Below are 15,621 nucleotides of genomic sequence, written 5' to 3'. Positions count from 1 at the left end.
CCGGAGACGCAGATGTCCAACACCACGCCCACGAACGCACCGACCGGCCCCCGCCGGGGTGCCATTCGCCCGCTCGTCCTGGCCCTCGCCGTCGTGGCCGCGCTCGTCGCCGGCGTGCTGGTCGGCCGCTACACGCTGCCCGCGTCCGGCGAGCAGGCGCAGCCCGGCCAGACGCCGTCGGGTAACGCGACCAGCGGCGCGGGCGCGCGCGAGCACGGACCGAAGACGATCACCAAGGGGGTGCCGAGCGGGTTCACCCGCGACCGTGAGGGCGCGGCGAGCGCGGCGATGATCGCCGTGCAGCTGCAGCCCGCTGTCGCGCACGGCCACGCCGACCCCGAGGTCGTGAAGACCACGTGGATCGCCGGCAGCGCCGACCAGGCCACGCGTCAGCTGTTCTCCCAGACCAAGGCGAGCAGCGCCGACGACCGGACCTCCAAGGCACCGGCCGACTTCGCGGTGAAGGACTTCACCGGCGACCAGGCGGTCGTCGAGCTGTGGGTGTCCTCGGTCGGCATCGGCCCGGGGCTGGGCGGCCGGGGCGTCATCCGCGCGCAGCGGTGGTCGACGGTGACCTACCGGCTGGTCTGGGAGGCCGACACCTGGAAGGTCGCGGCGGTCAAGACCGTCGACGGCCCGCAGCCCGGCACCGACGACGCCGCGCCGGCGCCCGAGCGCAAGCAGGTCGCCTTCTACAGCTTCTTCATCACGATCGAGTAAGCGGCAAACCCATGGGGGGAGCATGTTCCGACGCTTGACCGTCCTGTGTGGAACGGTTCTGGCGCTACTTCTCACACTCGCGCCCGCGGCGCTCGCACAGCCACCGGCGAACGGCAAGACCCCGCAAGGTTTCCCTCCCGACCTTGTGAAGTACGTCGGCGACACCAGCGAGTTCCGCCAAGGACCGTGGTTCGGCACACCGGAGTGCAAGGACAAAGGCGGCGACCTCAGCCTCTACCTCAACGAGGTCATGAAGGTCGAGTCACGGCTGCTGTACTGGGCCACGCCACCCAGCGAGCGCGCGAAGTTCTGGCCTGACCAGAACACCGCCGACGTCAACCGGGAACCACCGCAGCTACCGGCGACGTTCCCGGCGGTGTTCGGCCCCGACCACGCGTTCAACGTGGCGTTCCGCTACTGCGCCGACGAGATCCGCGAGTGGACCGCCCCTGTGCGCAACACATGGGGCCTGATGTGGGCGGCCAAACCGGATCCCGAGTCGCTGGAGCGGATGAAGCCGTACGCCGCCGGCGACGGCGACCTGATCAAGAACTTCAGCGACCCCTGCTCCGCCGCCGTGTCGTCCTACTGCCAGAAGGCGTTCTTCGTCGACTGCGGCCGGGTGGTCATGGTGCCGGACAAGAAGGAACGCTGCATCCGGTGGAACGAGTCGATCGCGAACTTCTTCCACGGGCTCTCGCAGTTCATCTCGAACAACACCCACTGGCTCGACAAGATCGGCGCGTTCTTCAAGATCATCGGCGAGGCGAACCTCGCCGCCGGGCGCATGCACATCGACGCGTTCGCCTCGATCCTGTCGGTCGCCGTCGACATCGCGAAGTTCGTCACCGACCCGACCAGCGCGCTCGACGAGCTCGCCAACAGCCTGCACGCCTCGGCCGTGGACTTCACGGTCCGAGTGCTGCTGGAGGGCTTGGCCACCGTCGGCAACTTCGATCCCGGCTCGCCCTGGTTCCTCGCCACCTACGGTGCCTCGACCGGTCTCGGGCTGATGGTCATGGCGCTGATGTCGGTCCTGATGATCAGCCGCACCGCCTCCGGGGGCGGCGGCCGCGAGGATCTGCACGAGGCGCTGTTCAAACAACTGCCGCTGGGCCTGTTCCTTTCGGTGTTCGCGCCGGCGATCGCCACGGTGCTGCACACGACCGTGCGCAAGATGACCAGCGGTATCGCCGCGTGGCAGTCCGACTACATCGGCAGCGCCATCACCAAACTCGCCGCGCTGTCGCACGTGACCGCGGTGATGATGCCCGGTGGCGTCGGCGTGGGCAGCATCGTGTTCGGGCTGCTGATCTTCGGCGCCGGCGCGGTCTTCGTGGGTTTCGCCCTGCAGTCGGTCGCGTTGCCGTTGTCCGGGCTGGTGGCGGGCATCGCGTGGGGCATGCGCGTGCATCCGAAGTGGCGGCCCAAGGCGGCCCGGCCGGTCTACACCTACCTCGGGCTGCTGGCGTCCAAGCCGCTGCTGTACTTCCTTCTCGGCGCGGTGTTCGCGCTCATCGACGGCAACCTCTCGATCCCGGCGATGAAGACCGGCGGGATGCCGCTGCTGGGCCAGCTCGTCGTCGTGATCGTCGCGCTGATCGTGGTCGGCTTCGCTCCGTTCGCGCTGCTGAAGTACGCGCCGCTGCTGCCGACCGCCGAGGACTCCCACGACTCGCAGCCCTCGGCCGGGTTCGGCACCGCCGCGGTGGTCGGCGCGGGCATGGCCGCCGTCGAACGCCACCAGCACAGCCGCTCCGCGGGCCGGGACAACGACGACAGCTCGGGGCAGGGCGGCGGCGCCCATTCGATCGCGCAGACCTACAGCGCGGGCCGCACACCACAGTCGCGACAGCAACAGCCGGCATCGACACCGAGGGCGTCCGGTACGCAGGCCGGCGGCACGGCGGGCGGCAAGGCCGGAGCACCGGCCGGCGCGAAGCCGGGCACCTCGGGCTTCCCGCAGATGAAGGGCAGCCTGGCCGGCCCGGCTTCCTCCGCGGGCTCGGGTGGTGCGGCACCCGGCGCGGTAACGGGCAAGCCGGGAGCGGCGGCCGGTGCCGGTGGCCAAGCGGCCGCGGGCACCACCGCGCAGGCGTCGCAGGCGGGATCGGCGGCCGGGGGCGCGCTCGGGCCGATCGGGATCGCCGCGCAGGCCGCGCTCGCGGCCGGAAACAAGATGCGCCAGGGCGCGCACCGTGCCGTCAAGGCCGACGAAGAGACAGTCAGGGGGGACGACAAGTGAGGATTTCCGTACTGGGCGGCGAGATCAGCCGCCGGGGCCTGCTGGGCTCGCTGAGCGCACCGGCCTCTGTCGCGCTGGGCTTGGCCGGGGGGATCGCGTTTGTGCTGTGGTTGGCGGTCGGCGATCTCGCCGGTGCGATCAGCGGGTTCGCCGTGCTCGCCGGCACCTACGGTGTCGTGCGGCCGTGGGGGCGTCGCTCGATCGCCGCGCAGGTCCTGTGGTCGTGGCGGTGGCGGCGGCGCCGCATCCGCGGCGAGGCCACGTTCATCGCACCGCACATCGCCCGCGAGTCCGATCCGGACGACCTGTTCGGTCCACTGTGGGCGCTGCCCACACCACTGGGCCGGGTCGAGCCGCTGGACCTGCGGGGCACCGCGTGGGAGCACATGTTCATCCTGTGGCACCACAACCCGGGTGAGCGGTCCTACCTGAGCGTGCTCATGGAGGTGCGGGGCCAGGCAACCGGGCTGCGCGCCGAACGTGCCTACGAGGTCGCCTCGGTGCGCTACGGCGTGCTGCTGTCCCAGCTGGCCAAGGCGGGCTCGTTCCTGCGCGGGCTGCAGCAGATCAACCGGATCGTGCCGCACGATCCCGCACCGCACCGGGAGTTCGTCTCCCAGCGGCTCTCGACCCGCCCCGGTCTCGAACCGCTGGTCGAGTCCTACGAGGAACTGGTCGACCTCACCGCCGCCACCGCCGAGCAGCACCGCAACTACCTCGTGGCCCGGTTCCCGCTGACCGGCGAGTTCTACGAAGAGGCCCGCAGCCACGGAGAGGGCCCGGCGGGATGGGCGGGCTTGGTCCGCGACGAGCTCGCCCGGCTCGCGGACCTGGCCGTGCGCGCCGAGCTCACCCGGCCGCAGGTTCTGGGCGAGCAGCGCACGTGCGCGGTGCTGCGGTCGCTGCAGGACCCGCGGTGGCCGATCGACCAGCACGAGGGCGTGCGGTGGGACACCTGCTGGCAGAGCTACACCACCGAGTCCGGCTACATCGTGGTCAACGACAAGTGGCACACCCGCACCGCGTTCCTGCCCCGCGACGGCATCGCCCCCGCGCCGCTGGGCCCGCGCTGGCTGGCGCCGCTGCTCACCGCGGTCACGCCCTCGGTGATCAGGACGCTGTCGGTGCGCATGGAGTTCGTGCCGGACAAACTCGCCCGCGCCAGGGCACGCGCGGACGTCGCCCAGGACGGCGCGTCGATGCTGGACGACGCGAAGAAGGGCCGCGTCGACGACGGCACTGACTCGGTCATGCTCTCGGCATCGCAGCGGCGCCTGCACGACCTCGCGCCCGGTTCCGGGCACCAGGGCGTCGACTGGTCGATGGCGATCTCCGTGACCGCCGCCAACGCCGCCGAGCTGCGCCGCGCGTGCATGCGGGTGGCCAACGAGGCCGCCCAGTCCGCGCTCACCGAACTGGACTGGCAGGACCGCGCCCAGGACGCGGCCGTCATCGCCACCTACCCGCTCGCCCGCGGAATGGCGGTGGCGTGATGCGCTCCCCCACCGTCTTTCACTACGTCCGCCTCGCCGAGGCCCGCCGCCACGCGGACCGCACCTGGCAGGAACTCGACGCCGAGATCAGTGCCGCGCCGGGCCTGCGGTGCCGCGGCAACGACCCGGAGGCGTTCTTCCCCGGCGAGGGCTCCCGCTTCGCCGGCAAGCAGGCGATGCGCGCGGAACGCGCCCGCGTCGCCGAGCTGTGCCGGGGCTGCCCGGTCCGGGCCCAGTGCCTGGCCGGTGCGCTGCTGCGCGGCGAGGCCTACGGCTCCTGGGGCGGCGTGTGCCAGCCGGACTACCAGCTGCTGCAACAGCTCTGGAACGACCGCGTCCATCCGGCCTGCCCGCCGCCGGCGGGCAGCGCCGCAGTGAAAGAGACACGCTGATGGCCCGCCGCACCGGCACCGGCACACGCGGTCGCGGCGGGACCCGCGACGCGCCGCCCACGCTGGGCTGGCAGCCCCCTCAGCCGGAGGCACCCGCGCCGCGGCACGTGTTCCTGCCTCCGCCGCCCCGCCGGCGGCTGCTGGACCGGTGGGGCTGGTACGAGCCGCGTGAGCAGCCCATGTCGACCACCACCCGGCAGGCCGAGGCGCTCAACCTCGCGTTGAGCTCGCCGCCGACCAGCAGCCGGGGCCTGATCGTCGGGACCGACCTGCTGTCGGGGCAACTGGTCGTGCACGACCCGTTCATCGCCTACGAGGACAAGCTGATCAGCTCGGTCAACGTCGCGGTCATCGGCGACGTCGGCAAGGGCAAAAGCAGCCTGCTCAAAACCTGGGCCTGCACCCGGCAGCTGCTGCTGGGCAACCGGCGCGTCGTCGTACTGGACAAGAAGCTGCAGGGCGGGCGCGGCGAGTACACCGCGCTCGCCCGGTTCCTCGGCGCACCGTCCATCCGGTTCGCCCTCGACGGCACCGGCAGCCGCCTCAACCTGCTCGACCCGGTGATCGCACTGGGCGGCGACCAGATCGACGACGCCGGCCACGCGCTCGACAACACCGAACGCCCCACCGGGCAGATGATGCTGCTGCGCGCCGTGCTCAGCGAGGCTCTGGGCCGCCAGGTCACCGAACGCGAGGGCAAAGCACTGCGGCTGGCACTGCTGGCCGCCACCCGCGACGCCCGCGAACACGACCGGGTCCCGGTCATCGGCGACGTCGTGCACCACCTGCTGCACCCCACCGCCGAGGACGCCGACGCGCTCGACCGCACCGTCACCGAACTGCAGGACTGGGGCCTGGACCCCGCCTTCGCGCTCGAACGGATGATCCAGGAAGACCTCGCCGGCCTCGTCGACGCGGAGACCAGCCCCGAGGTCAACCTCGACCACCCCAGCGGACTCACGCACATCGACATCAGCGCGCTGCCCACCGAAGGCCCGGCGCTGCGCGTCGTCATGGCGCTGATCAACACCTGGCAGACCAACATGCTCGCCGCGCGCTCCGAACGCGCCGAGCAGACCGTCAACATCATCGAAGAGGGCTGGCATGTCGCCGAGGGCTCCATCGGCCAGGTCCTGCGCCGTAACGCCAAACTTTCCCGGGGTCTGGGCCTGGCGACCGTGGTGGGCGTCCACCACGTCCCCGACCTGGCACTGGGCAGCCCCGGCCGCGCCTTGCTGCGGGAAGCCGAGACCCGCTTCATCTACGGCCAGGGCTCCTACGACGACGCCCTCGCCTGCGCCGAGCTTTACAACCTGCCGCCCGGCACCGCGGAGACGATCATGGGGCTGGAGCAGGGCACCTGCCTGCTCCAGGTCGGCTCGCTGGACCCGATCCTGGTGCGGCATGAACGCTCGCCACGCGAGATCGCGCTCACCGACACCGACGGCGCGCTCACCGGGATGGTGTGGCGGCCATGACCGCGGGCGAGACCGACCGGTACCGGATGCCGGCTCGGCCGCGGCCGTTGTTCGGGATCTTCTACCCGATGCTGGCGGCGATCATCGTGTTGCTTCTGGGTGCCGCGCTGCTCGCGGCCGCGGCCTCGGGCTGGTTGTCCGGTCACGGCTGGGCCTGGCCACCGCTGCGCGCGCTGCCGGTCGCGGTCGTCGGCTGGGTCATGCATCCGGCCGACCCGGCGGTGGGCTGGCCCGCCGATCCCCGGCCGGGCCCGCCGGTGCTCGTCTACCTGCTGATGCTGCTTGTCATCGCGGCCGAGACGGCGGTGTGGATCCGGGTTCTGCGCCGGCGTCGCCGGATCCTGCGCCGCAGGGCCGAGCAGCGTTCCGGCCTGGCCGACCACAAGATGGTGCAGGGCCGGCTGGGCGCGGCCGCGGTGGCCAAGGGCGCGGTCCGGCTGCGGCCCTCGCTCGCGAACTTCCTCGACGTCACCGCCGACGACGCGGGCGCGCTGTTCGCGCGCTGGCCGCACACCGACGAGTGGATCTACGGCAGCCACGAGGATTCCAAGCTGGTCGTCGCGCCGAGCCGGATGGGCAAGACCCAGCGCCAAGCCGTCTCCGACGTCGTCCGCGCGCCCGGCGCGCTGCTCGCCACCTCCACCCGCTTCGACCTGGTCGAGCTGACGATCATGGAGCGCGCCAAGCGAGGCCGGGTGTGGGTGTTCGACCCGGAAGACCGGGTTCCGTGGCCGTCGAAACTGCGTTGGAGTCCCATTCGCGGCTGTGAGGACTATGACACCGCGTTGCGCCGCGCCGTCGCGATCTGCGCCGCCCGGCCACTGGAGGACACGAAGAACGGCGGCTACTTCACCGGCAAGTCCGAGGGCGTGCTCGCGGCCATGCTGCACGCGGCCGCGCTGAGCGGCTCGGGACTGGACACGCTGTGGTACTGGACCACGAGCCAGTCGATCAGGCCCGCGCAGATCCTCGAGAACCACGACCGGGCCGCGCCCGCTATCGGCAGCGGGCTCCGCAACCTGATCGACAGTTTGAAGTCCACTAGCGACACCAGCGGCGCCGGCGGAATTTACAGCACCCTCGAACTCCTGCTGCGGCCACTGACCTCACCCACGATCATGCGTGCTCTCACGCCGCACGACGACGATGAGCCGTTCGATGTCGACGACTTCATCCGGTCCGGAATGGACACGCTCTACATGGTGTCGCGCGGGCGCAAGAATTCGGCGGCACCGATGGTCAACGCGCTGATGGTGGAGGTGCTGCACCGCGCGGACATCCTGTCGCAACACCCCACTGCCGACCAGCTCACCAGCCCGGCGTACGGCGACCTGCGGCTCGATCCCCCGTTCCGAGTGGTGATGGACGAGGCGGCGAACATCACCCCTGTCGATGACCTCGCCGCGAGGCTTGCCGATTCGGGCGGCCGCGGGATCCAGCTCTACTGCTACGTCCAGAGCCTGTCCCAGCTGCGACAGCGATGGGGACCAGAGCAGGCCACCGAGATCTGGGACAACGCGAGCATCAAGCTCGTCCTCGGCGGCCTGAGTAACGCCAAAGACCTGCAAGCCATCTCCGAGTTGCTCCCCGAACGCGTCATCGACCAGGCCAGCGTGTCCACCGGGACCGCTCGTGATCAAGTCACAGTCTCACCGCGGATGCAGCGAGCCCTGACCATCGACGAAATCCGGGAACTGAAAGAGGGTGAGGGCCTGCTGTTCTACCGCAACCTGCGCGCGGCACGAGTCGAACTGCCGGGCTGGTGGGAAACACCGGACCTGGCGGATCTCGTCAACCACAGCAGGACCGAGGCCCGCCGCATCCTCGCAGGAGCACACCTGGCGAATCCGGGCGAGTCTGCCGGCACGACCGCCGCGAGCACCGGCAGCGCACCCGACGTGCGTAGGACCAGCTTGTGACCGAATCGGGTCCCGACGCGGATGTTCCACCGCACGGAGACGCTGATCGCGCTGGCTCGTCCGAGGCCCGCGGTGACGCGCATTCCAGCGGGCCTCCGCACGCGCGGCCACCGGATGACGAGACACCCCTGCTGGATCCGGGGATGCTGCCGGAAGTGGTCGCGGAACTCGCCGATACCAGTGAGCTCCACACACGGCAATTGAACGAGCTCGGCACCTGGGCCTCTGAGATGGGCGGCCAAGCGGCCACCCACGCTGAGTCCATCAGCGCCCTGCGCGAAACACTACTGCTGCTCGAAGCCCATCTGCTCGACCAGGCGGATATGGCGCGTCCCTCGCGGTGGGCGTGGCAGTTCCTCAACCGCACCGAGGCCGATCAACTCTGGCAGGAAGTCCGCTGGTTCGTCGACGCATTCACCACCCGCTATCCGCTGTCTGCGGAGGTGTCACTACCTCCGTGCTGGTACCGGCACCCGCTGGCCGTTGATGAGCTCACGGCGGTCTACGCCGCCTGGAGGGAGGCGTTCTGCGGTAGCAACAGTCCGTCCAGCGCGATGGCGGCGTGGTGGGACCGGTGGCTATGGCCGATGCTGAACCGGCTCTCGGTGCATGCTGACTGGCGAGAGTGCAAGGGCTCCCGACAGCACGTCGAGCCGTCCGCCCGACAGGAGCTGACTGATGGCGGCTTTGACCACTACGTGCAGGAAGAGGTGTCCCGCCGACCGGCGGAGCGCCCGGAAGACCTACCCTGGCCCCGTCGCGACCTGGCTGCACCGCCGGCACAGTCCGAGACCAGGCCTCAGCTGCCGTGACCCTTCCGTGCGGCATCGCCGCACTGGTCATCTCAACGCCCGCCGCCGTGGCAGCGCCCGCCCAGGCGGGGTTCCCGCTGCATGGTGGCCGGTTCAGGTCACCAGGCGTCCCGCCCTCGACCGCGCCGTTACGCTGCGTGAGATGATCGCACAGATACGCTGGATCCCGGTGGTCGCCGCAGCAGTCCTCGTCGTCACCGTCGGCTGCTCTTCGGCCGAACCCGTTGCGCCACCCGAAAATCGACCGACCACTTCGTCCAGCACACCTCCTCCGCCGAACGCCGAGCAGACGGCGTGGGCAGGCACGGTGTGCGGGATCGACCGAGCGCTGCTAGAGGTTTCCCAGACGGTGAAGGTGGTGGAACCCGGCTGGACGAGCGCGCCGGCGGCCCACCGGGACAGGATCGTCGCGTTCCTGACCGACGTCGACACCAAACTCAGGTCGGTGCAGCAGCAAGTGGGTAAGTTGACGCCAGCGCCGTTCACCGGCGGGGACGCGGTGGTGGCGGCCTATCGGGGCGTGGTCGACCCGTTGCAGGCGAAGATCACCGAGTACGCCGCTGAGGCCGCCGTGTTCCCACCCAAAGGGATCGCCGCTGTGCTCCAGCTGGCCCATTTGGAACTGGTGTCGTTCTCGGTGCGCGCCCCGGACCCGGACGACCCGGGATACAAGCGGGCCCGCCAGCTCGCCCCGAACTGCGGCGGTCGTTGAGGCGGCGGTCCCCCCGCTGGATCTAACAACTGGATTCATAATGAAATGGCTAGTTTGCGGTAGCAGATGAGCGCGCAGGCCGGTCGCACGAGTCCGAGGTGGATGTCAGCTCGTCGTTTCCAGCGGATGCGCCAGCCGTTTGTACTGGTGCAGCTAACGACCTCGTGCATGGTTGGCATGTGGGCGTGTTTACCCTAAGTGATCAGTTCAGAATGAGTCTTCGTAGGCAGATGACGGAGCAGGCCAGGCTGAGCATCGCCTGGTGGACGTCGGCTCGTCGTTCGGTGCGGACGCGGAGCCGTCGGAAGCCTGTGAGCCAGGCGAAGGTGCGTTCGACCGGCCAGCGGACTGTGCCCAGGCCGGAGCCGTGGTCGACGCCGCGGCGGGCGATGACGGGCGTGATGCCGCGGGCGCGGACCAGGCGCCGGTACTTGCCGTAGTCGTAGCCGCGGTCGGCGTAGACCCTGCGTGGTCGACGGCGTGGTCTGCCGACCACGCCGCGGATCGACGGGATGGCGGCGATCAGCGGGACGAGTTGGGTGACGTCGTTGCGGTTGCCGCCGGTCAGGGTGACGGCGAGCGGGATGCCGGTGGCGTCGGTGATCAGGTGGTGCTTCGAGCCGGGCTTGCGCCGGTCGACCGGGCTCGGCCCCGTGCGGTCCCCCCTTTGAGGGCACGCAGGTGGCTGGAGTCGACCAGGGCCGCGGACAGGTCCAGCAGACCGGCGGCGCGCAGCTCGGCGAGCAACCGCTCGTGCAGCTCCTGCCACACACCGGCCTCGTGCCACTCGGTCAACCGCTGCCGGCAGGTCGCCCCGGAGGCGCCGAACAGGGCGGTCGGCAGCCGGTTCCAGCCGATGCCGGTGCGCACCGCGTACAGGATGCCCTCGAGGGCGGCCCGATCGTCGGCACGCTTGCGGCCCGGGTACCGAAAGCGCCTGGGGCGCACGGGGATCAACGGTTCCGGTCGAGCCCACAGCTCGTCGGTCAGGACCTCCTCACGCACGCCGCGATCTTCGAACGTCCTGCGTCACAGGCAAAGCCAACACGCCGACTCATTCTGAACTGATCACTTAGCCTGAGTCGGCTGTGCTCAGAAACCGGGACGTCGGCCTTGCTGTTGTTCCCGCCCGCGGCGGATGGCGTCGCGTTCTCGCTGTTGGTTTTCCTGGGACAGGCGCTGCTGCTCGGTGATGCGTGCCGCGACGTGCCTGGTGTGGTCTGCGGGTGCGTGTGACTGATCAGGGTGATTGTCGCCGCTGCTGCGTGCCGCGGCGGCGTCGTGCGTCGGTGACGGTATCGCGGTCGCGGCGGCCGGCGCGGTACTGGACGCGGCGGCGAGCCGGTCGCGGGCGTGCGTGGCTTCGCGGTATGCGCGACTCGGTTGTGCCGGTGGTGCACCGAGCGGGTCGGGTCCGGTGATGTGGTGTTGTTCCCGGTAGGCGGCGATGGTCGTGATGTCGGCGATGTAGCGCGCGAGGGTCGCGGCACTGTGGGGTGCGGGTCCGAGTTGGTCGACCCACGCGGGCCGGTCGCGGATCGCGCGCTGTCCGAGTTCGATGACGCGTGCGCGGATGCGCTGGGCGTCGGTGTGCGTGGCGGCGGCCAGTGAGCGGGCACGGCCTTGCAGTCCTTGGGCGGTGGGTGGCTCGGGCAGCCAGCTGGGCCATGACGCGTTGCGCCGCGGCGGGCGCTGCGGGTGATCGCCGGGTCCGGACCGGCCGGCGGGCACGGGCGGGTTGTGTGCGGTGAGGTGGTGGTAGGTGTTCTCGTAGGAGCGGACCAGGACGTCGAGCTGCTCGGCCGCTTGCGGAGGTGCCGGCGGCTGCCCTGTGCGTGCCTGCGGGAGCCGGGGCTGGGCTCGGCCGGTGTCGGCGGCGTTGCTGGCTGTGCGGATGCGTGAGGCGAGGTAGGCGCTGGGGTTGTCGATGCGGGGCCGGATGACCGTGTCCGGGTCGATGTCACGCAGGAGGGTGCGCGGGTCGTGTCCGGCTGCTCTGGCGGTGGCGAGGTTGCGGGCGAGGGCGCCGAAGGCGGTTCCGGTGAGGATCCGGTCGACGGCGGGGTGCTGGTCCCACTGTTCGCGCAGCAGCACTTCGGCTGCGGTGCGGTGGGCCTGCTCGGCGATGGCGGCGCGGATCTTGCGCTGTGCTTTGGTCACCGGCTTGGGACGGCGGGCGATCACCGCCGGGTCGGCCAGAGCGGCCTGTTTGACCTGCGAGGCGGCAAGGCGGCTGGCGTCACGGACACCGGGCGCGGTCATCGTGTCCGGGTTGATGACGCGGACCAGGTCCGCGGGGTTGCGGCCCGCGCGGTCGGCTCGGTCGAGCCAGGTGGCGAGGGTGCGGAACGCGGGGCCTGCGACGACTTGGTGCACGGCGGGATGTTCGCCCCATTCCTGCTGCAGCAGGGCTTGGGCTTTGGCGCGGCGCACGATGTCGGCGGCGTGGTTCTTCGCGCGGAGCGTCTTCTTGCGTGCGATGTCGTCCGGTGTCATGAATCGTTCGCCGGCCTTGGGCGCTGGTGCGGGCCGCGGGGACGGGTCGTCGAGCTTGCCGAGGTCAACGAGGACCGGGATGTCGTTGCGGTTGGTCTCGGTGGCGGTGGCGCGGTCGACGAGTTTGGTGATCACGCGCCGGGTGCGTTCCCACTTGGTGGTGGGCACGCCGTGCAGGTATTGGTCTTGGTTGGTCTCGACGCTCGTGCGTCCGAGGAACATCGTCACCGAGAGTTTGTGGCGGGTGGTGGCGACGAGGGCTCCTGGGTTGTCGGCTCCGGTGGGGTCGTACAGCACGGCACCGCCGCGGCGGTTGCCGTCGGGTCCGGGCCAGGTCGCGCCGTCGCTGCCGACGGTGAGGCCCTGGGCTGTGTGGCCGGTGAGTGCGTAGCCCTTGCGGATTCCGCCTTTGGCGACGAACGCGGGGCTCAGCGCCCGTGTCTGGACGACGCGTCCGCCGCGGGTGGCGCGTTGCCACCGGACGGTGAGGGTGCCGTCTTCGGCGATGGTGTCGATGACGCCGCGGTAGCCGTTGAGGACGGGGGGTTCGTTCGGGTCTGTGCTGCGTTCGGTGACGCGGATGGTGACGTAGTCGCCTTCGTAGAGGGTGATGTCCTGTGCACCGGCGACGGCGTAGGTGTGGTGGTGGCCGAGTTCGCCGGCCTGGGCGCGCAGGGCTTGGGCGGCGTCGTTGAGTCTGTTGACGATCTCGTTGGTCGCGGCGATCATCAGCAGGCCGCGTTGCTCGGTGAACGCGTCGGGGGCGCCTTGGCGTTGGTCGAGCCAGGTGGCGAGCATGGCGGCGGTGGCTTCCTGGCTGGTTTCGGTGGCCACGACACGGTCGCGTTCGGCCCAGGATTGGAGGGCTTCGCTGTAGTCGCCGCGACGCCATGCCGCGATGGCGGCGCGCTCGTCGATGTCGGCTTGGCGGCGGTTCTCCCGCAGTTCGCCTCCGCCGACGAGGGAGTGCACGACCGCGAAGCTGGAGCCGACGCCGACACCGCGCAGTTGCTTGGGGTCGCCGATCTCGAGGATTTTCGTGCCGGTGTGGGCGGCGGCGGTGTAGAGGCGGGCTCGGTCGCGGTCGTCGATCATGCCTGCTTCGTCGAGTACGAGGACGTCGACGCCGTGCAGGCCGGTGCCGTTGTCGATGCGCCAGAGCCACTGTTTGATGGTGCGGCTGGGGATGCCGGATTCGGCGTGCAGGGTCTGGACGGTGACGCCTTGGGTGGTGGTGCCGGCGATGACCAGGCCTTCGGATTCGTAGGCGACACGGACGGCGTCCATGAGCGTGGTCTTCCCGGATCCGGGCGGGCCGAGCAGTGTGTCGAGTGCGCGGCCGGAGGTGGTGATGCGCAGCAGTTCGCGGCGTTGCTCGGCGGAGAGCGTGAAGCCGCCGGTGGCTTCCACGGTGCTGGCGGCCATCTGCGCGGTCGCCGCGGGGACGCGGATGTGGGTCTGGTCGGGATGGCTGGCCCGCGCGGCGGCGACGATGATGGTCTCGGCGTCGACGACGTCTTGTGTGGTGTAGAGCTCGGTGTTGGCCATGTGGCTGGCGCCGAGTTGGCGGCGCTCGCCGTTGGTGGGAACAGGGCCGTCGCCGGGCGTCTTCGTGGGGAGCTTGACGAAGCCGCGCCGGCGCAGCAGTTGGTCGGTCAGCCGCGCGACCTTGGCCGCTCGATCTGCGGCGCTCATGACGCTGCCGTCGGGAGGAAGGAGGTCGGTTACCGCGACCATGGCGTCGAGTGTGGAGAAGCGGCGCATGTGTGCGGTGAGCCCGGACTCGATGTCCTGCAGCTTGAGGGCGAGTTCGTCGAGACTGGGCGCGGGGATGGCATGGGGCTGCTGATCGTCGGGGTCGCTGCGGAACTCGCGAGTCATCTGGTCGGGGTCGAGGTGGGCGTCGAGCAGTTCGCGGCGCCAGTGCTCGCCCAGGGTCTGGTTGGAGGCGGTGGTGCTCTCGCCCTTGCCCTCGCGGGTCATCGACGCGGCCACGCGGCGCACCGCGGCGTTGGCCTCGTCGGGGCTGAGTCCCATGGCGACCAGTGCCTTGTCGATGCCGGCGCCGCGTTTGGAGAACAGCCGGATCGCCTCGTCGGGAACTGCGGCGATCCGCCAGCGGCCGGTGTCGTCGTCCCAGCGGTACTGCACCCCGTACCGGCGGACCAGGACGTCCCGCACGGAGGCCTGCAGCAGCCGGTCGATCAGTGCTGCGTGGCGCATGAGGTCTCGGCCGCCGGAGGCGATGGTCGACCACTTGCCGTCCTCGCCTCGGGTCATGTTGGCCAGCGTCAGGTGTACGTGCCAGTGGGGGTCGCCGAAGGGCGCGCCGTCGACGGGCCGGGCGGTGCGGTGGAACATCGCCCAGCCCGCGAAGCCGTTGCCCCGGATGGTCTGTGCGGTCTGGCCGTCGCCGTGATGGCCGCGCATGCCGTAGGCGGCGATGTCCTCGAGGCAACCGAGGATTTCGAGGGCCTTGTCGGTGAAGATGGTTTCGAGTTCGGCGCGGCCTTCGTCGTGCATCGCGCCGTAGATGGAGTGGAGGTCGCCGTCGAGGGTGAGTGTGGCGTCGTAGGCGAGGTTGCCGGCGATGATGCGGTTGTCGATCTGGTACTGCGAGCCGTCGGGGTTGACGAAGGTCTTGGTCAGCTGGGAGACGGCGTGGGTGAAGGTCTCCTCACCCCACACTTCGTCTGGTGTCAGGCCTGCGGCGTCGGCGAGTTGTCCGGCGTGGTCGGCGCGTAGCAGGGCGGCTTCGCCTTGGCGTTTCACGGCGTTCTGCGCGCGGGTGAACATGGTGCGGGCGCGTTGGCTGGTCAGTACCTCGTCGAGCGGGACGTCGGCCTCTCTCGCGACACCTTCGATCATGCGGACCAGCGGAGCGAGCGCGACTTTCGCGTCGCGCGGAACGGCTTTCTTGTGGGTGACGAGCTGTTCGCCGGTGAGTGGGTGGCAGCCGTTGACGAGGGCGCGGGCCCTGTCGAACTGGTCTGGGGTGAGTTCGCTTCCGGCTTGGATTCCGAGGTCGGCCAGCGCGCTGCCGACCCACATGAGCGGTCGCTCGCGGGCGTCGGTGTGGTAGTCGAGCTGCGCGTCGTTGATGCCCTCGCCCAGGCAGCCGTGAGCCAGGCCGAGGCGGTAGTCGACTTGAGCCGGATCCGATCCGATGGGCGTTATCCACGCCACCTGCGCACACGTCTCCCCTCGCGTGTCGCGCGGGGAGGGAACGAAGATCAAGTTCTTCGTATCGCGTAGCGATACCTTAGCTCAAAGTTGTTGATCTTGTGGGCGGCTTTGCCGCTCACAAGGCCCGCGTAGCGGGCATGGCGCTGTCGGCCGTCAGGCCGTCGGTTG

Annotated in this window: 10 protein-coding genes; 8 read left to right on the top strand and 2 right to left on the bottom strand. The window is 70.3% G+C overall.

Annotated elements, in window-relative coordinates:
• Positions 1–12 precede the first annotated feature (12 nt).
• The 8 genes from ADL03_RS26760 (at position 13) to ADL03_RS26725 (ending at position 9,771) form a co-directional block, all read left to right on the top strand.
• Positions 13–720 carry a hypothetical protein gene (locus ADL03_RS26760; RefSeq protein ID WP_053736315.1) on the top strand — a complete coding sequence of 236 codons (708 nt, stop codon included), beginning with the start codon at positions 13–15 and terminating at the stop codon, positions 718–720.
• A 145-nt stretch (positions 721–865) separates the two neighbouring features.
• Positions 866–2,965 (top strand): hypothetical protein, encoded by a 2,100-nt coding sequence (locus ADL03_RS26755; RefSeq protein WP_053736314.1) that lies wholly within the window; start codon positions 866–868, stop codon positions 2,963–2,965.
• Complete coding sequence (locus ADL03_RS26750) at positions 2,962–4,458, top strand: SCO6880 family protein (RefSeq protein ID WP_053736313.1); 1,497 nt, start codon at positions 2,962–2,964, stop codon at positions 4,456–4,458. The genes ADL03_RS26755 and ADL03_RS26750 overlap by 4 nt, the downstream gene beginning before the upstream one ends.
• Positions 4,458–4,850 carry a WhiB family transcriptional regulator gene (locus ADL03_RS44810; RefSeq protein WP_082373511.1) on the top strand — a complete coding sequence of 131 codons (393 nt, stop codon included), beginning with the start codon at positions 4,458–4,460 and terminating at the stop codon, positions 4,848–4,850. Before ADL03_RS26750 ends, ADL03_RS44810 begins: the two co-directional genes overlap by 1 nt.
• Complete coding sequence (locus tag ADL03_RS26740) at positions 4,850–6,328, top strand: ATP/GTP-binding protein (protein ID WP_197288679.1); 1,479 nt, start codon at positions 4,850–4,852, stop codon at positions 6,326–6,328. The genes ADL03_RS44810 and ADL03_RS26740 overlap by 1 nt, the downstream gene beginning before the upstream one ends.
• Before the next feature lie 68 nt (positions 6,329–6,396).
• The gene (locus tag ADL03_RS26735) at positions 6,397–8,247 is read left to right on the top strand and encodes a type IV secretory system conjugative DNA transfer family protein (protein WP_197288678.1); all 1,851 of its coding nucleotides are present in this window, start codon (positions 6,397–6,399) and stop codon (positions 8,245–8,247) included.
• Positions 8,248–8,390: 143 nt separating this feature from the next.
• Entirely contained in the window at positions 8,391–9,059 is a 669-nt protein-coding gene (locus ADL03_RS26730) for a hypothetical protein (protein WP_053736311.1), read from the top strand.
• A gap of 142 nt (positions 9,060–9,201) precedes the next feature.
• On the top strand, positions 9,202–9,771 hold the full coding sequence (locus tag ADL03_RS26725; RefSeq protein WP_231642285.1) for a hypothetical protein: 570 nt from the start codon (positions 9,202–9,204) through the stop codon (positions 9,769–9,771).
• Positions 9,772–9,973: 202 nt separating this feature from the next.
• On the opposite strand, the gene ADL03_RS26720 is transcribed toward ADL03_RS26725, so the two are convergent.
• Positions 9,974–10,776, bottom strand: a protein-coding gene (locus ADL03_RS26720; RefSeq protein WP_157529271.1) for an IS5 family transposase whose coding sequence is annotated in 2 segments (ribosomal slippage) — positions 9,974–10,431 and positions 10,431–10,776 — 804 coding nt in all. Because the reading frame shifts where the segments join, the coding sequence is not laid out codon by codon here.
• Positions 10,777–10,863: 87 nt separating this feature from the next.
• On the bottom strand, positions 10,864–15,453 hold the full coding sequence (gene mobF / locus ADL03_RS26715) for a MobF family relaxase (RefSeq protein WP_053736308.1): 4,590 nt from the start codon (positions 15,451–15,453) through the stop codon (positions 10,864–10,866).
• Positions 15,454–15,621: the final 168 nt, after the last annotated feature.

Source organism: Nocardia sp. NRRL S-836, from assembly GCF_001279525.1.
GTDB lineage: Bacteria > Actinomycetota > Actinomycetes > Mycobacteriales > Pseudonocardiaceae > Lentzea.
This window is presented reverse-complemented; position numbering and strand designations above follow the sequence as displayed.